Below are 20,537 nucleotides of genomic sequence, written 5' to 3' on the forward strand. Positions count from 1 at the left end.
CGCTTCGTACTCGTCTCCATGACCGATTACGAGACGGCCGTCGACGTTCGACTCCGCGACATCGACTTCATGGGTCACGTCAACAACGCGACCTACGCGACCTACCTCGAGCAGGCCCGCGAGGACTACTTCCGCGACGTGCTCGGCGTTTCTCTGGTCGAGACCGATACCGTCCTCGTGAGCCTCGAACTCGAATACGCAATGCCCATCGAGGCCGGCGACGACGTGACCGTCGCGATCAGCGTCGACGAACTTGGGAGCTCGAGCATCCCCATGAGCTACGAGCTCCGGGCCAACGGCGAACGTTCGGCGACGGCACACACCGTTCAGGTGCTCGTCGATCCTGAAACGGGCGAGTCGCGGCCGCTACCGTCGGAGTGGCGGACGCAGATCGAGCAGCGGGGTGCGTAGCGTCGTGGTCGCTCTCGGCTGCGGGCTCACTCGAGATCGGAGACGGTTATCTCACCGTCGCTCGTAATCGCGACGTGATAGCCACAGAAAGGGAATTCGACGCGACCCGTCGGTCGCTTCCGACCGTTTTCGCGGGCTGCAAAGAGCGAATCGAGGGCTTCGGGATTGATAACCTCGTAGAGGGCCTGATACTCCGGTGGTTCGAGTTCCATCGGATCGATACCTTCTCGTTCGGCGACAGCAGCGATGACTTCGAAACTCACAGACTGGCTGATTGTCGCATCCGACCGATCGGTTGAGAGTAGCATTGGCCGGACTCTTTCTTCGATCCGGTATAAATCCTCTGGCCTCAACCAGCTCTTGGACCACACGTGTGGGCACAAATGGACATATATGTCCATCGAGGCATTTATTTGACTAATATTTTAATAAAAACCAATTACTATGTTCGAGTTTGGAACACTTCAAGCGCCGACAGCAGGCGGCCAATCGGCGATTGTAGCGACGAGAACCCGGCAAAACGAAGGTGAACGTTCACGATTCCGGATGACAGAACATGTTCGGGAAGACATACTGGCCGATGGAGCATGTACCTGCTGGCAGTATGAACCCCTTCTCGAGCGGCCGATCGACTGACGCGACCGACGGCGAGAGCGGCTTCGACGAGCCGGGGACCTTCGTTCCCGACAACGTCCCGGAACCGGGCGCGTTCCTCGCGAGCCACGACGTTCTCGAGGGCGACGACCACGTCGCATTCCACGAGATCACGCGCGAGCTGTTCGAAGAGCGGGGCGTCTACGACGCGACGTTCGGTTACAATCTGGCGCGGCTCAACCTCGACCGCCGCCATCCAAACGCGGGCTATCGGTACGCCGTCGATGCCGAGGACCCCGCCGTCCTGCGGGCGGAGTTTAGCCCCACCACGGAGTTCTGTCCGCAGGCCGACGCGCTCGTCAAGGGGTCGTTCCGCGCCTGGAACGGCCTGAGCGACCGCCACGAGTACGACCTGGTGCGCGTCCGCGTCCGGCCGAGCCACCACCAGTCGGCAGCGCTCAACGAGACGCTCGCGGACCTCGAGGAGCGGTACCGAGAAACCGGCGAAGTGCCCGACGACTCGGCCAGTCCCGGACCGAGCAGCGTCTTCGGACGGGGGAGCGAAGACGAGTCGTCCGTAGGGTCGCCGTTCTGAGTCATGGGGAACGCGACCGCGACCGTCACGCGCTGGTCGCGCGCGTTCGTCGCGGTCGGCATCGGCTTCTTTCTCGCGTGGCAAGTGGCCGTGGCCGCGGGCCTGCCGCGAGCGGCGACGGTTCCACTTGGCGTCACCGGGTTCGTCCTCCACGTCGCCTTCGGGAAGGCGTACACGCTGATTCCGTCGTACTTCGCCCGCGAGCTCGCGGTCCCGCGCGCGCCGGCGGTCCACCTCCCGCTCGCGGTCGTCGGCACGGTCGGTGCCGCCGCGGCCGGTGCGGGGCTCGGTCCGCCCGCGCTCGCGCTCCTCGGCGCGGGGAGCTGGTTCGTCGGCTGTCTCGTCTTCGTCGCCGCGATCGGCTGGACCGTTCGGGATAATCCGACCGGGCAGGAGACCGGAACCGGCACGACCGACGCCCACCGCGAGCGAGTCGATCGCCTCGCGAACGCGGCCGTCCCCGCCGTCCTCGCGTACCTGCTCGTCGGCTCGTCGCTGTCGCTCGCGATCGAACTCGGCCTCGAGCCACCGGTGGTCGCGCCGGGCCCGGCGACGACCCACCTGCTTGCGGCCGGCACCGTGGCCCTGCTGGTGTTCGCGGTCGGCTTCCGCCTGTTCCCGCGCCTGTTGGTCGCCTCGGTCAGGCCCTCGCTCGTCGGACTCGTACTGGCCGCCGGCGTCGCCGGTCCCGCCCTGCTCGCCGCCGACTTCCGCGGCGGGGCGCTCTTTCGCCTCGGCGGTGCCCTCGAGGCGACCGCGCTCGTCGGCTTCGCGGTCGCCGTTGCGGACCTCTTTCGACGGACCGACCGCCGACGCGTCGGCGGCCGGGCGATCCTCGCTGCGGCCTGCTGTGGCGCGCTGATCGCCGCCCTCGGACTGCTGTTCGCGTTCGCACCGGCCGCGAGCGTTCCCCCGGCCGCGTACGACGCTCACTACCGGCTCGCCGTCGGCGGTTTCGTCGGCCTGACGATCGTCGGCGTCACCTACCGCTTCTATCCGCCCGCCGTCGCGTCGCAGTGGGGTGTCGGCGACCGGACCGCACGGCTCTCGGTGGCGTCGCTGATCGGCGGGCTGGGCTTCGAGGTCACGGGGCTACTCGCGTCGGCCCCGTCGCTGGTCGGAGCCGGACGCTGGCTCTCCGTCCTCGGCGCGGCGCTCTACGTCACCGTTCTCTGGACGGTTTTCCTCGAGCGCGCCCGATAGAAATCGACGTCCGCACGCGGTATCCGAATCGCGTCCCGCTACCGCTCCGGCGAGACGTCGACGTCGGGACCGCTCGACTCGACGCCAGCCGATTCCTCGCCGGACTCGAGCGCGCTCGAGAGCACGCCGCCGATCCCGTCGGGGCCGTGGCGGTGGATCGTCAATAGGACGTTCGCCACGAACAGAGCGACGCCGACCGTCGCGAGGGCACTGCTCGCGGCGAGGACGGCGGGTGGGAGGCCGACGAGCGGACCCGCCGCCAGCCCGCCGAAGCCGACGAGCGTCGTCCAGAAGTCGGCCCGCTCGAGCCGGTCGTCGTAGAGGTCGTCGATCATCGGTACCTTCTCGAAGCCGAGCCGATCGCTGTAGCGCTCGATCCAGACGATGAAGGGGACGATATGGTAGAGCGAGCCGATGACGACGAAGCCGAAGACGCCGTAGAGGAGGATACCTCGGCCGTCGGGGTGGCCGAACAGGGAGCCGTAGGCGAGCGGATCGGCCCACCAGGTCGGTGCGGCCAACGCGATCCACGCGAGCAGCGATCCGACCACGACCCAGTAGCGGTCGATCATCGGCGACCGCTCGACCGTCGCGCCGGCCAGCAGCCGCCCGACGACGACCGCGAACGCGGCGAGGCCGACGAGTAACGCGACCGCGCCGATCCGCGCCAGCGCCTCGAGGGTGAGCCCGCGACCGAACGCGAGCAGCACCAACCCCGTCGGAAAACACAGTTGCTCGAGCGCCAGCAGCCGCTCGTCGTACCGGTCGGGCTCGGCCTGCGTGAACATCTTTCCGAGCTGGAAGAGCGCGCCGACGACCGTCGCGAGCAGGGCGCCGAACAGCGCAACCGTCGCGTGAGCGAGGTGGACCTCGAGCCGACCGACCGGAAGCGAATCGAACACCGGCGTCGCGAAGTCAGTCGCCAGCAGGACTCCCAGCGGCGCGACGAGCGCGAAACAGGCGAGCGCGAGCGCGAAGTGGCGCTCGGTGAAATCGGACGGCCGCGCCCGTGCGAGCGTGCGACCGATGTTGTAGACGAACGTCCAGACGCCCAGCAGCATGAGTGCGCCGGCGACCGGTAGCCAGGCGAGCGCGCCGGCGAGCAGTGCCGCCGCGAACCCGAGCAATCCACCGGTGACGAGCCACAGTTGCGCGACCGCGAGCCGTCTCGAGTGGATCGTCACGCCGGACCAGACCGGGACGAACTGGGTCATCGCCCCCATGATCGTCATCGCGATCCAGCCCACCAACAGGACGTGTAGCCGTGCCAGCCCCGACAGGCCCGGAAGCGACGTGAGAGCCATCACGGTTCCGGCGCCGACCCCGACGACGAGAAAGCCCAGCGCGAGGACGAAGTGCCGCAACGGGATCGCCATCGGCGGCTGCTGGTCGGTCCGTAACCCGCCCGGAATCTGGTTCATACGTCGGGGTTCGATCCGCACGGCCGTGCCGTTCGTCCCGAACACGTTCGGAACGAAGCGTTTGCACGCGCGTCCCGTATAACCGGAGCGAGCCATGGGATCGAATCACGCCACGACCGCCAACCGCACTACGGAGGCAGCGCCCGACCGAGCGGGAGCGACGACCACCGTGACCGTTCGCTGTACCGGCCACGTCCGCGACGCCGTCGGCACCCACGAACTCGAGTTCGCTTTCGAGGGGACCACGCTCCGGGCGTTCCTCGAGGCCTTCTTCGACGAGTACGAGTTAGAGGAGATGCTCATCGCCGAGACCGAAGCCGAGGCGACCCACAGCGGCTGGGCGCCGGTACCCGACGACCTCCCCGGGACCTGGCGCAAGAACCCCGAGGGCGAGCAGACCCGGCCGTACGCGCGAGTCTGTATCAACGGCCGGTTCAACGAGCACCTCGGCGGGTTCGAGGCGGCGCTGGAGGACGGTGACCGGGTCGCGCTGATCTACCCGTTCATGTTCTGCTGCTGACCGCGCTGGCTGTCGCGGCGATCGCGCTGGCGGGCAGTGCCACCGCCGACTCGAGGCCGAACCCGTTCGGCTCAGGGACTACGGCCGTTCGCAGCCGATTTCGACGTATGACCGAAGACGTCTCCGGCGTCGAGCCCGTGACACGAACGGAACACGACGCCTCGTGGTCGGCGAACCTCGAGCAGCCGGCACACGCGGTGGACCGCGAGCTGGTCGTCGAGCAGGCCAAGGACGCGGTCGACGCGACCGAGGCCGGCTACCACGTCAACCTCGTCACCCACGGCGACCACGGTCACCCCGAGACGTACCTCTGGGACGAACTCGAGGCCGCGTTCGACGGTATCCGGCTCGAGTACGTCGATCGGTGCGGTTGCGGCGGTCACGTCACTCGCGTCCACGTGGACGGGGAGTGAAGCGGTCCGCTTGGGGCCTTGCATGCGTGGGGCGGAGGAATATCCGATTCGGAGCCCTACGGGTGGACATGGGCACGGAGTTTGCCTCTGCGAACGACCTGATTACCTGCAGGGTCTGCGGAACGGAGAACGGGACGTTCTATACGTACTGTCGTCGCTGTCTCGGACATCTCCCGGCGAGCGCGACCTCGTGAGAACGAGGGGGCGCCGGACACGCCGGGACGACGCGCTGATTCGAAGCCTCAACTCTCGAGCCGCGATCAGTCCGCGGCACCGCCGACGACCGATCCCGTATCCTCCCCGCTGATCTCGTCGTCGCGGAGGTAACACTGCGGATCCGGCGCGAAGAGGTCGCCCTCCGTCGCCAGGGCTCGCAGCCGCGACGCGCCACGACAGATCGACTTGTACTGGCAGTCAGCACACTTCCCCGTCAGTCGCTCCTCGCGGTTCCGAAGCGCCTCGAGCAGCGGATTCGACTCGTCCTCCCAGATCTCGCCGAAGGGGCGATCGCGGACGTTCCCCAGGCTGTACCCCTGCCAGAACTGCGTCGGGTGGACGTTGCCCTGGTAGTCGACGTCCGCGATCCGCTCGCCCGTCGGATCGCCGCCGTTTCGCTCGAGGTGCTCGTAGACCGCCCGCGCCTTCGCCTCGCCGAACTCCTCGCGGGCGTACTCCACGAGGAAGGCGGCGTCGGCGTAGTTACCGACGAGCAGGGTCTCGATCTCCTCGCCCCGGTTGTGGTACTCGAGCGTGAGATCGGCCACTCGCTTCACCGCCTCGCGCTTCTCGCGGGGCGTGAGGTCGGCGTCGACGATCTCGGCCCCGCGGCCGCCGTAATCGAGGTGGTAGAAACAGAAGCGATCCAGCCCTTTCTCGGCCAGCAGGTCGACGACCCCCTCGAGGTCCGGCGCGTTGGCCTCGGTGATCGTGTACCGCAGGCCGGTCTTGAGCCCGACCTCGAGGCAGTTCTCGATGCCGCGGACGGCGGCCTCGAACGCGCCCTCCTGTCCCCGGAAGCGGTCGTTGCGTTCCGGCAGCCCGTCGACCGAGATGCCCGCGTACTGGAGGCCAGCGTCTCGCAGCGCCGCGGCCTTCTCGCGGGTGAGCAGCGTTCCGTTCGAGGACAGCACCGGCCGGAGCCCCTGGTCGGCTGCGTAGGCGATGAGTTCGATCAGATCGTCCCGAACCAGCGGCTCGCCGCCGGAAAAGAGCACGACCGGCGCGCCGAAGTCGGCGAGCTGATCGAGGAACGTTTTCCCTTCGGCGGTCGTGAACTCGCCGGAGCCGGGTTCGGTCTCGGCGCCGGCGTAGCAGTGCGAGCAGTAGAGGTTACACCGGCGAGTCGTGTTCCAGACGACGACCGGCCGGCGCTGTTTCTCTTCGGTGATCTGTGGCTTCGCGGAGCCCTCGGCCGCGTCGTAGCGCAGCCCGTCGCCCTCGGCGTCGAGATCACAGAGGAGTTTGCTGATCGAGATCACAGGCTGTTCACCTCGGAGGCGCCGGCGGTCTCCTTGTAGACGCGCGGTTCGTCGCTCCCGTCCTCGTGCTCTACGCGGCCATCGTCGCCGTCTTCGTCGCTGTCGTCACTGTCTCCGGCAGTCTCGTCGCGTCCGCTCGCTGCGTCCGCGAGCCCCCGCGTCGAGTATCGCTCGACCGACTCGGCCGGACAGAGCCAGACATCCTCCGCGTACCAGCCGAATAGCCGCGAGGCGTGTTCGTGGGCTTCCGTCGCGCTCGCGGCGGCGACGCTCCCGACGTGTCGCAGCGGGTTGCCCGCCTCGTTGCGGACGAACACCTCCCACTGCGGGACCGGGTTCCCGCGCTCGTCGCTTTCGACCCTCGAGCGGCGTGCCTTCTCTACCATATCTACACCTTCGAGACGAACTCGAAGGCCGTTCCGTCACCTCCCAGCGCGTGGGAACACCGCCGCGTGGGGACGAACATCTTCCCGTCTTCCCGGCCCGCGGGAACGAGAGGGGCGTTTTCGGTCGCGCGTCGCCCAGCCTCCGCTATGCGCCCCGGCAATCTCGACACGTCCGAGCGACCGTTCGTCCTCATCTGGGAACTCACCCAGGCCTGCGGGCTCGCCTGCGATCACTGTCGGGCCGACGCCAACCCCCAGCGCCACCCCGACGAGCTCTCGACGGTCGAGGGGAAGGAACTGCTCGAGCAAGCGGCCGATTTCGGCGACGGGCAGCTCGTGGTCCTCTCGGGCGGTGACCCGCTCGTCCGCGACGACGTTCCGGAGCTGATCGCCCACGGCGACGACCTCGGCCTGCGAATGACGATCACGCCCAGCGGTACGGGCTCGCTGACCGCCGACCGGATCGAGGAGATGGCCGACGCGGGGCTCAAGCGGATGGCCGTCAGCCTCGACGGGGCCTCGCCCGAGGCCCACGACGCCTTCCGCGGCGAGGCCGGCAGCTTCGAGGAGACGATCAGGGCCGTCAAGGACGCGCGCGAGCTCGGCGTCCCCGTGCAGGTCAACACCACGGTCTGCCGGCAGACCGTCGACGAACTTCCCGCGATCCGAGAGCTACTGACCGAGATCGGGGCCGTCATGTGGAGCGTCTTCTTCCTCGTTCCCGTCGGCCGCGGGCGCGTCCTCGAGTCGGTCACGCCCGATACGGCCGACGCGGTGATGGAGTGGCTGGCCGAAGTCAGCGAGACGGAGCCCTTCGGCGTCAAGACGACGGAGGCCCCCCACTATCGGCGAGTCGTGATGCAACGCCAGGCGACGGCCGACGACGGCGATGGTAAACCAGATCCCGGCGTCCAGCGCCGCACCGGCATCGTCGCCGGCGATGGCTTCGCGTTCGTCAGCCACACGGGCGAGGTCTTCCCCTCCGGCTTCCTCCCCGAATCCGCGGGCAACGTCCGCGAGCGACCGGTCACCGAGATCTACCGGGGCTCGTCGCTGTTCCGGTCGCTACGGGACCGCGATCAACTGTCGGGCAAGTGCGGTGTCTGCCCCTACCGCTACGTCTGCGGCGGCAGCCGCTCACGCGCGTTCGCCCACACCGGCGACCCGCTCGGGAGCGATCCGCTCTGCCCCTACGTTCCCGACAAGTACGACGGGCCGCTGCCCTGGGACGACGCCGACGGCGGCGCACGGGGCGTCTCGAGCGGCGACTGAGTCAACTGTAAGTGGCGACCCCACGAATGCTACCGTCTGTACCTCTCTAAGTAAGTGATGAGAGAAAGTGGCTGCTGCGGCGTCGGAGCCGTGCTGGCTGACCGTCCACCAGTGACGATGCCTCGAGTCGACGGGCACGGCCCCAGCGCCGCTGATCTAGCTCGGTAGAGCCGAGGGTCGACACGCCGATCGGTTCGACGGATCGCTGCGGCGGACACGCGACACGTGGATGCAATATGTGGGTGACGGTGAGATGTGGCAGGCAACCGTCACCGTCACCCGCTCGCAGGGTGTCAGACGGGTGTCGCGTGCAGTCTGTCGTTGGTCCGGACCGGTTGTCGTCGTTTCCCCGAAGATATTCGCGGCCCAGCGCAGGGCTAGCCCCTTGCCCCTTACTCGAGGACGACGAGCGTATCGCCCATGTCGACGCTTTCGCCTTCTTCGACGGCGATCTGGGTGACGGTGCCGCCCTGGGAGGCGACGATGTCGTTTTCCATCTTCATGGCCTCGAGGACGACCAGCACGTCGCCGGCGGCGACCTCGTCGCCCTCCTCGACTTCCACGTCGAGGATCGTCCCCTGCATCTCGGCCTCGACGACCTCGCCGTCGCCCTGAATGTCGGGACCGTCGTCGCTCGAGCCGCCCGCGGGCTCCGGTCGGCTGGCCTGTGCGCCGCCAGCGCCGACGTCGCCGGTCGGGATCGCCGGCGCACCGTGTTCCTCGAGTTCGACTTCGAAGCGTTTGCCGTTGACCTCGACGGTGAACTCGCGTTCGACGGACTCCTCGTCGTCCTCGCTACCGCCGTCGCCGGTGTCGCCGCCCCACTGCTCTTGGGCTTCCTCGATGCGGGTCTCGTCGAGTTCTTCGTCTAAGTACTTCGTCGTGTGCGTGCTCTGGACGAACTCCTCGTCGGTGAGCATCAGCCGGTGGAACGGGATGATCGTCGGGATCCCCTCGATGTCGTACTCGCGGAGGGCGCGCAGCGAGCGTTCGATACACTCGTCGCGGTCTTCGCCCCAGACGACGAGTTTGGCGATCATCGAGTCGTAGTCGGTGACGAGTTCGTCGCCCTGTCGCAGCGCGTCGTCCATCCGAACGCCGATCCCGCCCGGCGGGTCGTACGTCTCTAACGTGCCGCCGGTCGCGGGTGCAAAATCGTTGGCCGCGTTCTCGGCGTTGATGCGGAACTCCATCGCGTGACCGTCGATATCGACGTCCTCTTGCTCGAAGTCGACCGCCTCGCCGGCGGCAATCTTGATCTGGCGCTTGACGATATCCAGCCCCGTGATCTCCTCGGTAACGGTGTGTTCGACCTGAATTCGCGTGTTGACCTCGAGGAAGTAGAAGTTCGCGTCGGGGCCGAGCAGTTCGCCAGCCTCGCGGTCCTCCTCCTCGACGAGGAACTCGACGGTGCCGGCGTTGGTGTAGTCCGCGGCGGCGACTCCACGGCGGGCGGCCTCGCCGATCTTCTCGCGGAGTTCGTCCGAGAGCGCCGCCGAGGGACCCTCCTCGATGACTTTCTGGTGGCGGCGCTGGAGCGAACAGTCACGTTCGCCCAGGTGACGGACGTTGCCGTGCTCGTCCGCGAGGATCTGGACCTCGATGTGTCGGGGCTGCTCTAAGTAGCGCTCGAGGTAGACCGAGTCGTTGTCGAAGTAGGCTTCGCCCTCGCGCTGGGCGCTCTCGAGTTGGTCTTCGACCTCGCTTTCGTCCCAGACGACCTTCATGCCGCGGCCGCCACCGCCGCCTTCGGCTTTGATGGCGATCGGGTAGCCGTGTTTCTCGCCGAACTCTTCGACCTCTTCGGGTTCGGTGACGGGGTCGGTCGTCCCGGGGACGATCGGCACGTCGGCCTCGTTCATGATCGTCCGGGCTTTGGTCTTCTCGCCGAGCGATTCCATCGCCGAACTGGACGGGCCGATCCAAGTGATCCCCTCGGCGTCCTCGACCTTGCCCGCGAACTCGGCGTTCTCGGCGAGGAAGCCGTAGCCCGGATGGATGGCGTCGGCGTCGGCCTTCCGCGCGGCCTCGATGACGGCTTCGTGATCGAGATACGAGTCGGCCGCGCGCGCCGGTCCTACGTTGTACGCCTCGTCGGCGTAGCGGACGTGTCCCGAGTCCTTGTCGGCCTCGGAGTAGACGGCGACGGTTCCGATGTTCAACTCTTCGCATGCCCGCATAACGCGGACGGCAATCTCTCCGCGGTTCGCCACGAGAACCTTCCTGAACATTCCTGTGGAAACCGTCGTGAGGGGCCTACCTTACTTTTTCGCAACCGGTTCGATAATTCGTCAGTATTTGCCGGCCGACGGCCCCGACCGCCGTCGGATCGAGTCCGGACCTGGCGTCCTCTCACGCGCCTTCGGGAGCTGGCCCGTGCTAGTTATGGGCAATCGTTATGCGCCCTCGACCCTTGAATCGGACATGCTCGCGTTCGTACGTGGTCCACTGCAGGCTCAGTCACTGCTCGAGGATCCGCTCTTGATCGCCGGCGCGGTCGTCCTCCTGCTCGTCGCGGTCACGGTCTGGCAGATGGTCGAGATCGTCGACGCCTACGACAAGGCCGCGCTGACCGTCTTCGGCGACTACCGCGGCCTGCTCGAGCCGGGGCTGAACATCGTTCCGCCGTTCGTCTCGCGCATCTACACGTTCGACATGCGGACCCAGACGATCGACGTGCCGTCTCAGGAAGCGATCACCCGCGACAACTCGCCGGTGACCGCCGACGCCGTCGTCTACATCCGCGTGATGAACGCCAAGCGCGCCTTCCTCGAAGTCGACGACTACAAGCGCGCCGTCTCGAACCTCGCCCAGACTACCCTGCGCGCCGTCATCGGCGACATGGAACTCGACGACACGCTCAGTCGTCGCGAGATGATCAACGGGCGGATCCGCGAGGAACTCGACGAGCCGACCGACGAGTGGGGCATTCGAGTCGAGTCCGTCGAGGTCCGCGAGGTCACGCCGTCCGCGGGCGTCAAAGGCGCGATGGAGGAACAGACTTCAGCCGAGCGCCGTCGTCGCGCCATGATCCTCGAAGCCCAGGGCGAACGCCGCAGCGCGGTCGAACAGGCCGAAGGCGAGAAACAGTCGAACATCATCCGCGCACAGGGTGAGAAACAGAGTCAGATCCTCGAGTCACAGGGCGACGCGATCTCGACCGTACTCCGGGCCCGATCCGCCGAATCGATGGGCGAGCGAGCGGTCATCGACAAAGGAATGGAGACCCTCTCCGAGATCGGCCAAGGCGAGTCGACGACGTTCGTCATGCCCCAAGAACTCTCCTCGCTGGTCGGCCGCTACGGCAAACATCTCTCGGGCAGCGATATCGAAGGGGACGGGACGGCCCTCGAGAGCCTCGAGTTCGACGCGGAGACGCGCGAACTGATCGGGCTGGACGATATCAGCGAAATCATCGGCGAGATCGACGAGCAGGCGACGATGGACGTCGAAGCGATGGAAGAGGAAGCTCAGGCGATCAAAGAGGGCGAAGATGTCGGGTCGGGCACAGACGAACCGATCGAGATCACGGAACTTGGAGACGAATCCGACAGGAGTACCGACGATTAGGAAACGGATCGCCCGGCGTCCGCGCGACTATCTCGGCGAGACGGTTCAGAACCGCTCGGTTCGCCCCGCGGCCGACCACGCGTTAGTCGGCGCGTCGCGCGGGACGCGAACGGTCCGGTGTTGCTGTGCGCGCACGCGGCCGGCGAAGGCCCAGCGCTTGTCGTCCCACGTCTCTTCGCCGCTGGCGGCCGCGGCGGCGGCCGCGAGCGCGTGATCGTGGAGGTGGGCACCGATCGCGGCCGCGATGGCCGCCGCCTCCTCGTCGTCCGCGTCGTCCGGTAGATCGAGGCTGATATCGCCGGGTAAGGCCACCTCGAAGCCGGCTGGCTGCCCGTCGGCGGCCACCTCGTCGGTCGCCACCGAGGCGGCGGTCGCCTCGCCGGCCGTCTGTTGCTGTGAAGTCATGTTACAGCGGGATGTTGCCGTGTTTCTTGTCCGGGTTCTGTTCGCGTTTGGACTCGAGCATCTTCAGGTCCTGGATCAGCCGCGGGCGGGTCTCCGTCGGGATGATCACGTCGTCGAGGAAGCCCTTGTCGGTCGCAGTGTAGGGGTTGGCGAACTCCTCGCGGTACTCCTCGATGAGCTCGTCGCGGAGCTCGTCGGGGTTGTCGGATTCCTCGAGTTCCTGGCGGTAGAGGATGTTGACCGCGCCCTGGGGGCCCATGACGGCGATTTCGGCGGTCGGCCAGGCGTAGTTGACGTCCGCGCCGAGGTTCTTCGAGGCCATGACACAGTAGGCACCGCCGTAGGCCTTGCGCGTGATGACCGTCAGCAGGGGGACGGTTGCCTCGGCGTAGGCGTAGAGCAGTTTCGCGCCGTGGCGGATGATGCCGCGGTGTTCCTGATCGGTGCCGGGCATGTAGCCGGGCACGTCCACGAAGGTGACGATCGGGATGTTGAAGGAGTCACAGAAGCGGACGAACCGCGAGGCCTTCATCGAGGCGTCGACGGTCAGCGTGCCGGCGTTGACGCGGGGCTGGTTGGCGACGAGGCCGACCGAGCGGCCATCGAGGCGGCCGAAGCCGACGACGATATTCTGGGAGAAGTTGTCCGCCACCTCGAAGAAGGACCCCTCGTCGACGACCGAATCGATGACGTTGGTCATGTCGTAGGGCTTTTGCGGGCTCGGCGGGACGATGTCTTTGAGTTGCTCGTCGCGCCGGTCGGGGTCGTCCCACGGCTCGACGCGGGGCGGGTCTTCGACGTTGTTCTGGGGCAGATAGGAGAGGAGCCGCTTGATGTCGTCGAGAGCTTGTTCTTCGCTCTCACAGGCGAACTGGGCGACGCCGGTCTTGTTGGCGTGGGTCATCGCGCCGCCGAGTTCCTCGTGGGAGACCTCCTCACCGGTGACGGTCTTGGTGACACCGGGGCCGGTGATGTACATGTGGCTGGTGTCTTTGACCATGAAGATGAAGTCCGTGATCGCCGGGGAGTAGACGGCCCCGCCGGCACACGGCCCCATCGTCGCGGAGATCTGGGGGACGACGCCGCTGGCTTCCTGGTTCCGGCGGAAAATTTCGGTGTAGCCGGCGAGGCTTTTGACGCCTTCCTGAATACGAGCCCCGGCGGAGTCGTTGAGCCCGATGACGGGCGCGCCGACTTCCATCGCCATGTCCATGACCTTGCAGACCTTCTCGGCGAAGACCTCGCCGAGCGAACCGCCGAAGACGGTGAAGTCGTGGGCGAAGACGAACGTGGTCCGCCCGTTGACCTCGCCATAGCCCGTGACGACACCGTCGCCGGGGACCTTCTTCTCCTCCATCCCGAACTGGCTCGTCTGGTGGGTCCGGAGTTGGTCGAACTCCGTGAACGTGCCGTCGTCGAGGAAGTAATCGATCCGCTCGCGGGCGGTCATCTTCCCCTTGTCGTGTTGCTTCTCGATTCGGGCTTCGCCACCACCTTTACGCGCCTCTTCTCGGAGTTCCTCGAGTTCGTCGATGCGGTCTTCCATCGTCATAGGGAAACCCTCCCGTGGCGACTCATTGCCCGAGGAAACGGGGACCTGAATAAAAAACGTTCTGTAACTCGTATTATTTCCCATGAGGGTTCGAGTGGTATCATGGCACACGGGTGGCGGCGTCGGATTGCATTACGGTCGCGACGCCAGTTGCCACTCGAGAGTACGATTCGAACGGACCCGTCTCCGTCGGTCCAGTACCGGGCCGCCTCGAGTGAACGTTCGGTATTCTATCTTCTAATTCGAAAATAAATACGACTCGGACACTGACAGAATGTGATGAAATACTGAAATAGAGAATATAGTCGCCGAATGTAAGGTATTAAGGTGTGGGAGATGAGCGATACACCATGGCACAGCGAGAATCATGGGCAACGAGAACAGGCTTCATCCTAGCTGCAGTCGGCAGTGCAGTGGGATTAGGGAATATCTGGCGGTTCCCGTATCAGGTCGGTGAACAGGGGGGTGCGGCGTTCCTAGTTATGTATCTCCTCCTCGTCGTCGGGGTTGGGTTTCCGGTCATCCTCGTCGAGTTCGTCGTCGGGCGCTACACGGAGCGAAACCCAGTCGGCGCGTTGAAACGAATCGGTCGTGGCGCGTGGACGAAGATCGGCTGGGTCTTCATCACGGCCGGCTTCGTCATCCTCTCGTACTACAGCGTCGTCGCCGGCTGGACGCTCAGATACGTCCTGATCGGACTGGGGGGCGGATACAGCGCTACTGATGCGCCCGCCCAGTTCGGGCAGGTCGCGACCGGCCTCGACGCCGTCGCCTTGCACGCGATCTTCATGGCGGCGGTCGTCGCGATCGTCGCGCTTGGAATCCAACGCGGGATCGAGCTCTCGGTCAAGGTGATGGTTCCCGCGATCATCATCATCTCGATCGGCCTCGCCGTGTACGCGTTCACACTCGAGGGAGCCGGTGACGCTTACGCGTACTACCTCTCACCGGAATTCAGCACTATCGCGAACAACTGGACGACGATCCTTCCGGCAGCCGCCGCACAGGCCTTCTTCACGCTCTCGCTCGGGATGGGCGTGATGATTACGTACGCGTCCTACCTCGGCGAGGATCGGAACCTCGCGGAAGACGCCGGCATCATCGCCGCGCTCGACACCTTCATCGCCTTCACCGCCGGCCTGATCGCCTTCCCGGTCCTGTTCGCCGCGGGAATCGAGCCCGGCGCGTCCGGTCCGTCGCTGATCTTCGTCAGTCTCGCCTCGGCGTTCGGCGGCCTCCCGCTCGGCGGCATTCTGGGCGCGATTTTCTTCGCCACCGTCGCGATCGCCGCCCTCTCGAGCGCGATCAGCATCATGGAGGTCGTCGTCGCCTACCTGATCGACGAACGGGGCGTCGGCCGCGTTCCCGCGACGGCCGCGCTGGGCACGGCCATGTTCCTCGTCGGCGTTCCGGCGGCGCTCGACCTCGTCTTCATCAGCCTCTACGACGGCTTCGCGAACAGCATCCTGCTGATGCTCGGCGGCCTCCTGCTATCGATCTTCGTCGGCTGGGTCGTCCCGGATCTCGCACTCGAGGAGATCGGCAAGGGGATCAAAGACGTCGGGTCGCTCGGAGTCGCGTGGCTCTGGTTCATTCGAATTCCCGTCGTCATCGCACTGGTCGTGCTGGTCGCACTGAACGCGTGGGACTACTACGGATTCCTGACCGGCGGCTTCGCTGACTGGTTGAGTACGAACCTCTGATCGGCCGCTCCGGTTCGAACGATTCCGTTTCCGGATCGCTTACGCTTCGCCGTACACCGGTACGGCAGCGCCGCTGGTCACCGCCGCGCCGTCGCTACAGAGGAAGGCCATCACGTCCGCGATCTCGGGCGGATCGACCCACGCGTCGTGATCCGCGTCGGGCATCATCTCGCGGTTCATCGGCGTGTCGATCACGCTCGGCATGACGCAGTTGGCCCGCACGGTCCCGCGGTTTTCGGCGGCCAGTGTCTCCGTCAACAGTCGGATACCCGCTTTCGTGATCCGATAGGGGCCGTCGCCCTCACCGCCCTCGAGCGAGGAGCGGGCGCTGATACTAACGATCGCGCCCTCGGACTCCTGGAGGTGGGGGAGGGCGTGTTTCGAGGCGAGGAAGGCCGTCTTCAGGTTGATGTTCAGCAGGAGATCGAACTCCTCGAGAGCGGTGTCCTCGACGTGGTCGCCGCCGCGCCACGTCCCCGCGATGTTCAGCAGGTGGTCGATCCGGCCGTGGTCGTCGACGATCGCGTCCATCAGGTCGGCCACGTCGTCCTCGTCGGTCAGATCGGCCTCGTAGAACGCGAAGGCGGCGTCGTCGGCCGGGTCGCGCTCGAGTTGACTGTCCCCGTCGTCGGGCGCGATCACGTCGACGGCACAGACCGTCGCGCCCGCCTCGCGGAAGCGATCGACGGCGGCGCTGCCGAGCGCTCCGCTCGCACCGGTGATCACCGCGACGGTTCCGTCGAAGTCGACGTCGAACTCGGATGTCGCTACCATACGCTACGATGTGCGGTCTGCGTGCATTAAAGTCGGGGGCGGTGGCGGTCGCCGCGGGGCGACCGGTTCGCTACAGGGCGGCCGTCGGCATTAGGGCCCGCTCGAACCAGAACTCTGCGACGGCGGTCGCCAGCTCGTCGTAGCCGGCTTCGTCGGTCGGCTTCGGGAGATACGCGTTCGCCGCGAGATCGTAACTCTCGCGGATATCCTCACCGTTCGTCGAACGGGTCACCACGAGGATGGGAATTCGGGCAAGCACTAATTCGTCCGAAACCGCTTCGAGGAGCTCGAGGCCCCCCATTCGCGGCAGATCAAGATCCAGAAAGACGAGATCCGGCAGCGACGACGGCTCGTCGGTACAGTCGGTCAACAGCGCTAGCGCTTCCGCTCCGTCGGCGGCGACATCGATCGAGATCCGGTGGTCCAGTTCGGCGAACGCTTCGTGTAGGCGTCGAACGTCGCCTGAATCGTCTTCGACGACGAGCACATCGATCGGACCGGCAGGTTCATCGCTCATGTGTATATCCCGGCAGAAACGCAATCCAGAGCGGACACATTCGTCGGTCCCGTCTACTCAGAGGGAGTTGTTAAGCGTGGTTGCTAGGTAATTTGGAACTCGCCAGCGAAGCGGAGTTCGAGCGTCAGTCGTCGACGGTCGTCACCGACACCCGCCGCGTTCGCGGGCCATCGCATTCGACGAGCAACACCGACTGCCACGTCCCTAGCGCCGGCGTTCCGTTCTCGATCGGAATCGTCACGTCCGGTCCGACGAGCGCCGCCCGCAGGTGCGAGTCCGCGTTGCCGTCCAGTTCGTCGTGTGCGTGTCCCTCGTCGGGAACGAGATCTCGAAGAAACGACTCGAGGTCGCCGCGCAATCGCGGTTCGTTCTCCTGGACGACCAAGCCAGCCGTCGTGTGTTCGACGAAGGCCGTACAGGTGCCCGACTCGCAGTCGTCCGGTACGGCCGCGGCGATGTAGTCGGTCACGTCGACGGTCGTCAGCCGCGAATCGGTTTCGACGGAAAACGTCATAGTTAGACGGACGGCCGCGACGATTACGAAAGTTGCTCGAGCGCCCAGTCGGCGCGGTCGCGGACGTTCGGAGCCGGATCCGCCGTGGAGAGGTCCGCGAGTCGGCCAGCCGCCGCGTCCACCCGCCCGTTGCCGATCGCGACGCAGGCGTTCGCACGGACGTGGGCGTGGTCGTCCGAGAGCAACTCGAACAGCGCCTCTCGGACGGGCTCGACCGCCGTGGGATGTGTGGCGGCGACGCGCGCGATCGTGATCGCAGCGGTCGCCCGGGTATCGGGGTCGTCGCAGGAAAGCGCAGCCCCGAGGTCCCGACAGACCGGCTCGACCGCGGCGGGCGCCCGGTCGGCCACGTCGCCGAGACAGCCCAGCGCGTCGTACCGCAGGGCGGCGTCGTCGTGGTCGACGAGTCCGGCGGCGTGGTCGACGAACTCGAGGGAGGGCAACGTCGCGTCCGATCGCGCCAGTCGGCCAAGCGCCTGCAGCGCCGGCCGGCCGTTGTCAGCCGGATTCGCCACCAACGCGTCCGTCAGGACCGACGCTGCCGGCTCGAGCGCGGTCGGATGCGCTCGCGAGACGTGTGCCAGCGTCCGTAGCCCCCACCGATCGTAGCCACGGCGCTGCTCCAGTACGTCGGCGATCGCCGCGGTGTGGTCGGCCACAGCGTCCGATCGCTCGGCTGCGACGGCGGCGAGACAGCGAAGGAGTTCTCGCGTCACCGGCTGTTCGGTGCGCTCGGTCGCGATGGCCACGATCGCGTCGGCCGACGGTGCGACATCGTCGGGCGCCTCGGCCGCGAGATCGGCGAGACAGGCGGCGACCTCCTCGTGAAAGTCGAGTTCGGGTCGCTCGAGCAGTGCGCGGAGTTTCGGGACGGTCGGGACGCACGCCGCTGGCCGCTCTTGTTCGTCGATCACGGTTCGGATCCGTCGGACCGCAGAACGTTGCTCCGTCGGTGCGGTGCTGTCTAGTTGCGCGAGAACTGACGGCAGATCGATTCCCGCCGCTCCGCCGCCCCGGCGCTCGACGGCCTCGCCCCTATCCCCATCCATCGTGTCCTCTGCATTCGAGATAGGCAGCAAAAGCGTTCTGGCCAACACCCCCGCGACGGCGTCGGTTCGGGCGCGTCGGTCGGGGGTGTCGGCTCCGGTCGCTCTAGGCGAGCCACTCGTCGGGCTTGGTGTCGTAGTCGACGTCGTCGGCCGCGAGGTGTTCGACCTCCTCCCACGGTACGTCCTCGGTCGTCACGGTCTCGCCGTCGTACCGGATGAGCTTGCCCCGCTCTTCGGGTTCGGGCTCGCGGTTGCGCCGTTTCGCCACCTCGATATCGTGTTCGTCGATCTCCTTGACGATCGTCAGCAGGTTCACCGGCCGGCCCCACAGTTCGAAGACGCGTTTCAAGGTCTCCGTTGCTTGACCCATGTCGAGCATGACGCCGTTGTACTGGTGGCCGAGCAGCAACTCGTTAGCGTTGTTGTAGTTGCCGTCGTAGACCGCGATCGTCGGCTTGCCGAAGTTGGTGAACTGCAACAGGAGCTTCTTCTTGACGTCCTCGGCGGCGTCACTGGCCACGTGGAACTGCCCCGTCGCCTGGGAGTGTTCGTAGGTGAAGTAGTTGTTCTCAGTGATGAACTCCTGAGTCAGGAACTCGTCCAAGAAGGTCACGTCGTTGTGACTCTCCCGAACGTCGAACATTCGGTCCCAGCCGGCCGCGAAGTCGACGTCCGCGAGCGCCTCTTCGACCGACGAGTAACGGGCGTCGTCGAACAGATAGCGGCCGATCCGCTCGAGTTCGTTCTGGTTGACCCTGGCGAGGAAGCCGCGGTTCTGGCGCTTGACCAGCGAGTAGTGCCGGCGGGCCAGTCCTTCGTCGGTCAGCACCTTCCAGGGGTACTTCGAGACGTCGATCTCGCCCTCGCGAGCCCGCTCTATGGCCTCGCGATCGACCCATTCCTCGGGAACGTCCTCGAGCGAGTCGAGCGTCTCGGCTGAGATCGTCTCGATCGCCGTCGGCGGCTCCAGCGTCTCGAGCACCGCGTCGAAGTCGACGACGTCGGTGAGGTTGCGCCAGGAGACGCCCTCGACGCGCAGGAGATGCTCGAGCACTTCCCGGCGGTTGGTCGTGTTCTCGACGTACTCCCAGAGTTCCATGCCGAGGCTGTAGGGGTTGAGTCCGCCGGAGGCCAGCACCTTCGCCATGTGGTCGGCGTAGTTCATGAACTCGTCGTCGCCGGCGAAGACCTCGTCGGTCATCATCGTCGACTCCCAGTAGGCGGCCCAGCCCTCGTTCATCACTTTCGTCATCTTCTGGGCGGCGAAGTAGTACGCCTCCGCGCGCATCATATCGAGGATGTCGCGTTGCCACTCTTCCATCTCGACGCCCCGACCGGCGTCCTCGTCGTATCGCTTGCCGTGTTCGCGGACGAACGCCAGCAGGTCCTTCTGGGGTTCCTCCGGGAAGTTCGCCGCGATCTCCTCGCCCTCGAGTTTCTCGACCCACTCCTCGTTGAAGACCTCGCCTTTGACCTCGTCGGAGAGGTCGAGTTCGTCGAGTTTCTCGGCGAGGTCCTCGTCGATCTCCTCGCCGGCCGGGCCGTCGACGTCGAGCCGGCGGGTGAACACCTGGTGCTGGTCGATGTTGTCCTCGAGCGAGAGGCAGTGGTCGATCCACTTCTCGACCTCGGCGCGGTCGATCTCGGGATCGGACATGTACTCGTCGATCGCCCGCGCGTGGCGCTCGAGCATCGCGGCGGCGTTGACCTGGCCCTCGTCGGCCTGCCCGCGGGTGAACATGCCGAACCACTCGTTGTTCGCGAAGAAGTCGGAGTGAGCCTCGACGTGGGTGATGACCGCCTTCTGGTCGGCGATCGTGTTCGACTCCTGTAAGAACGCGTGGGCGGGGTTGTCGTTGTTGACGATCTCGAAGGCCTTTCCGCCACTGTACTGGCCCTGTTTCTGCTGGCGGTCGTACTGCATCCCCCATCGCCAGTGTGGATACCGCGACTGGAACCCGCCGTAGGCGATGAGTTCGTTCATCTCGTCGTAGTCGATGATCCAGTACTTCACCGGGTAGGGATCGAGGCCGAGCTTCTTCGCGAGGTTCCGGGCTTCGTCGACCGGTTCCTCGAGGTCGCTGGCGATCGCCTGTTTGCGGAAGCGGTCCGCGTTGGAATTGCGTTTACTCATGAAAACCACCGGTTTTCGTGGGTTCG

At 66.1% G+C, this 20,537-nt stretch carries 21 protein-coding genes; 9 read left to right on the forward strand and 12 right to left on the reverse strand.

Annotation, left to right across the window (positions count from 1 at the left end):
* The first annotated feature begins 18 nt into the window (after window positions 1–18).
* Window positions 19–411 (forward strand): acyl-CoA thioesterase, encoded by a 393-nt coding sequence (locus NKH51_RS03720; protein WP_254763909.1) that lies wholly within the window; start codon window positions 19–21, stop codon window positions 409–411.
* Window positions 412–437: 26 nt separating this feature from the next.
* Here NKH51_RS03720 and ddfA read toward each other — a convergent pair whose 3' ends face one another.
* On the reverse strand, window positions 438–719 hold the full coding sequence (ddfA, locus tag NKH51_RS03725; RefSeq protein ID WP_254763910.1) for a DdfA family disk-determining factor: 282 nt from the start codon (window positions 717–719) through the stop codon (window positions 438–440).
* Window positions 720–967: 248 nt separating this feature from the next.
* Between ddfA and NKH51_RS03730 the strand changes: the two genes are divergently transcribed.
* Together NKH51_RS03730 and NKH51_RS03735 are read left to right on the forward strand one after the other, a co-directional pair.
* Window positions 968–1,600, forward strand: a complete 633-nt coding sequence (locus NKH51_RS03730) for a DUF7998 family protein (protein ID WP_254763911.1) — start codon at window positions 968–970, stop codon at window positions 1,598–1,600.
* Between the two features lie 3 nt (window positions 1,601–1,603).
* Window positions 1,604–2,803 carry a hypothetical protein gene (locus tag NKH51_RS03735; protein ID WP_254763912.1) on the forward strand — a complete coding sequence of 400 codons (1,200 nt, stop codon included), beginning with the start codon at window positions 1,604–1,606 and terminating at the stop codon, window positions 2,801–2,803.
* A gap of 38 nt (window positions 2,804–2,841) precedes the next feature.
* On the opposite strand, the gene NKH51_RS03740 is transcribed toward NKH51_RS03735, so the two are convergent.
* Window positions 2,842–4,224, reverse strand: a complete 1,383-nt coding sequence (locus NKH51_RS03740) for a heme-copper oxidase family protein (protein WP_254763913.1) — start codon at window positions 4,222–4,224, stop codon at window positions 2,842–2,844.
* Between the two features lie 94 nt (window positions 4,225–4,318).
* Between NKH51_RS03740 and NKH51_RS03745 the strand changes: the two genes are divergently transcribed.
* The 3 genes from NKH51_RS03745 to NKH51_RS18880 all read left to right on the forward strand — a co-directional run bounded on the left by NKH51_RS03745 (window position 4,319) and on the right by NKH51_RS18880 (window position 5,351).
* The gene (locus NKH51_RS03745) at window positions 4,319–4,744 is read left to right on the forward strand and encodes a MoaD/ThiS family protein (protein ID WP_254763914.1); all 426 of its coding nucleotides are present in this window, start codon (window positions 4,319–4,321) and stop codon (window positions 4,742–4,744) included.
* Window positions 4,745–4,851: 107 nt separating this feature from the next.
* Window positions 4,852–5,157 (forward strand): CGCGG family putative rSAM-modified RiPP protein, encoded by a 306-nt coding sequence (locus NKH51_RS03750; protein WP_254763915.1) that lies wholly within the window; start codon window positions 4,852–4,854, stop codon window positions 5,155–5,157.
* Between the two features lie 68 nt (window positions 5,158–5,225).
* A complete protein-coding gene (locus NKH51_RS18880) occupies window positions 5,226–5,351 on the forward strand; it encodes a DUF7577 domain-containing protein (RefSeq protein ID WP_425606684.1) in 126 nt (41 codons plus the stop codon).
* A 66-nt stretch (window positions 5,352–5,417) separates the two neighbouring features.
* Here the strand turns inward: NKH51_RS18880 and NKH51_RS03755 are convergent, their stop codons facing one another.
* Together NKH51_RS03755 and NKH51_RS03760 are read right to left on the reverse strand one after the other, a co-directional pair.
* Window positions 5,418–6,635: a TIGR04347 family pseudo-SAM/SPASM protein gene (locus NKH51_RS03755; protein WP_254763916.1), complete on the reverse strand. Its 1,218-nt coding sequence runs from the start codon at window positions 6,633–6,635 to the stop codon at window positions 5,418–5,420.
* On the reverse strand, window positions 6,632–7,021 hold the full coding sequence (locus NKH51_RS03760; RefSeq protein WP_254763917.1) for an Htur_1727 family rSAM-partnered candidate RiPP: 390 nt from the start codon (window positions 7,019–7,021) through the stop codon (window positions 6,632–6,634). The genes NKH51_RS03755 and NKH51_RS03760 overlap by 4 nt, the downstream gene beginning before the upstream one ends.
* 147 nt (window positions 7,022–7,168) lie before the next feature.
* Between NKH51_RS03760 and NKH51_RS03765 the strand changes: the two genes are divergently transcribed.
* On the forward strand, window positions 7,169–8,293 hold the full coding sequence (locus NKH51_RS03765; RefSeq protein WP_254763918.1) for a TIGR04053 family radical SAM/SPASM domain-containing protein: 1,125 nt from the start codon (window positions 7,169–7,171) through the stop codon (window positions 8,291–8,293).
* 392 nt (window positions 8,294–8,685) lie between these two features.
* On the opposite strand, the gene NKH51_RS03770 is transcribed toward NKH51_RS03765, so the two are convergent.
* The gene (locus tag NKH51_RS03770; RefSeq protein WP_254763919.1) at window positions 8,686–10,524 is read right to left on the reverse strand and encodes an acetyl-CoA carboxylase biotin carboxylase subunit; all 1,839 of its coding nucleotides are present in this window, start codon (window positions 10,522–10,524) and stop codon (window positions 8,686–8,688) included.
* Between the two features lie 193 nt (window positions 10,525–10,717).
* Here NKH51_RS03770 and NKH51_RS03775 point away from each other — a divergent pair, with 193 nt between their 5' ends.
* Window positions 10,718–11,863, forward strand: coding sequence for an SPFH domain-containing protein (locus NKH51_RS03775; protein WP_254763920.1), 1,146 nt, complete (start codon window positions 10,718–10,720; stop codon window positions 11,861–11,863).
* 45 nt (window positions 11,864–11,908) lie between these two features.
* Here NKH51_RS03775 and NKH51_RS03780 read toward each other — a convergent pair whose 3' ends face one another.
* Both NKH51_RS03780 and NKH51_RS03785 read right to left on the reverse strand, forming a co-directional pair.
* Window positions 11,909–12,268 carry a DUF8022 family protein gene (locus NKH51_RS03780; protein ID WP_277998681.1) on the reverse strand — a complete coding sequence of 120 codons (360 nt, stop codon included), beginning with the start codon at window positions 12,266–12,268 and terminating at the stop codon, window positions 11,909–11,911.
* 1 nt (window position 12,269) lies between these two features.
* The gene (locus NKH51_RS03785; RefSeq protein WP_254765110.1) at window positions 12,270–13,814 is read right to left on the reverse strand and encodes an acyl-CoA carboxylase subunit beta; all 1,545 of its coding nucleotides are present in this window, start codon (window positions 13,812–13,814) and stop codon (window positions 12,270–12,272) included.
* A 356-nt stretch (window positions 13,815–14,170) separates the two neighbouring features.
* Here NKH51_RS03785 and NKH51_RS03790 point away from each other — a divergent pair, with 356 nt between their 5' ends.
* On the forward strand, window positions 14,171–15,523 hold the full coding sequence (locus NKH51_RS03790; protein ID WP_254763921.1) for a sodium-dependent transporter: 1,353 nt from the start codon (window positions 14,171–14,173) through the stop codon (window positions 15,521–15,523).
* 39 nt (window positions 15,524–15,562) lie between these two features.
* Here the strand turns inward: NKH51_RS03790 and NKH51_RS03795 are convergent, their stop codons facing one another.
* The 5 genes from NKH51_RS03795 to NKH51_RS03815 all read right to left on the reverse strand — a co-directional run bounded on the left by NKH51_RS03795 (window position 15,563) and on the right by NKH51_RS03815 (window position 20,511).
* Window positions 15,563–16,297, reverse strand: coding sequence for an SDR family oxidoreductase (locus tag NKH51_RS03795; protein ID WP_254763922.1), 735 nt, complete (start codon window positions 16,295–16,297; stop codon window positions 15,563–15,565).
* A gap of 70 nt (window positions 16,298–16,367) precedes the next feature.
* Window positions 16,368–16,814: a response regulator gene (locus tag NKH51_RS03800; RefSeq protein ID WP_254763923.1), complete on the reverse strand. Its 447-nt coding sequence runs from the start codon at window positions 16,812–16,814 to the stop codon at window positions 16,368–16,370.
* A gap of 124 nt (window positions 16,815–16,938) precedes the next feature.
* Window positions 16,939–17,328, reverse strand: a complete 390-nt coding sequence (locus tag NKH51_RS03805) for a secondary thiamine-phosphate synthase enzyme YjbQ (protein WP_254763924.1) — start codon at window positions 17,326–17,328, stop codon at window positions 16,939–16,941.
* Window positions 17,329–17,351: 23 nt separating this feature from the next.
* Window positions 17,352–18,377 (reverse strand): adaptin domain-containing protein, encoded by a 1,026-nt coding sequence (locus tag NKH51_RS03810; protein WP_254763925.1) that lies wholly within the window; start codon window positions 18,375–18,377, stop codon window positions 17,352–17,354.
* Between the two features lie 103 nt (window positions 18,378–18,480).
* The gene (locus NKH51_RS03815; RefSeq protein WP_254763926.1) at window positions 18,481–20,511 is read right to left on the reverse strand and encodes a SpoVR family protein; all 2,031 of its coding nucleotides are present in this window, start codon (window positions 20,509–20,511) and stop codon (window positions 18,481–18,483) included.
* Window positions 20,512–20,537 lie beyond the last annotated feature (26 nt).

Source organism: Natrinema marinum, assembly GCF_024296685.1.
GTDB classification, from domain to species: Archaea; Halobacteriota; Halobacteria; order Halobacteriales; family Natrialbaceae; genus Natrinema; species Natrinema marinum.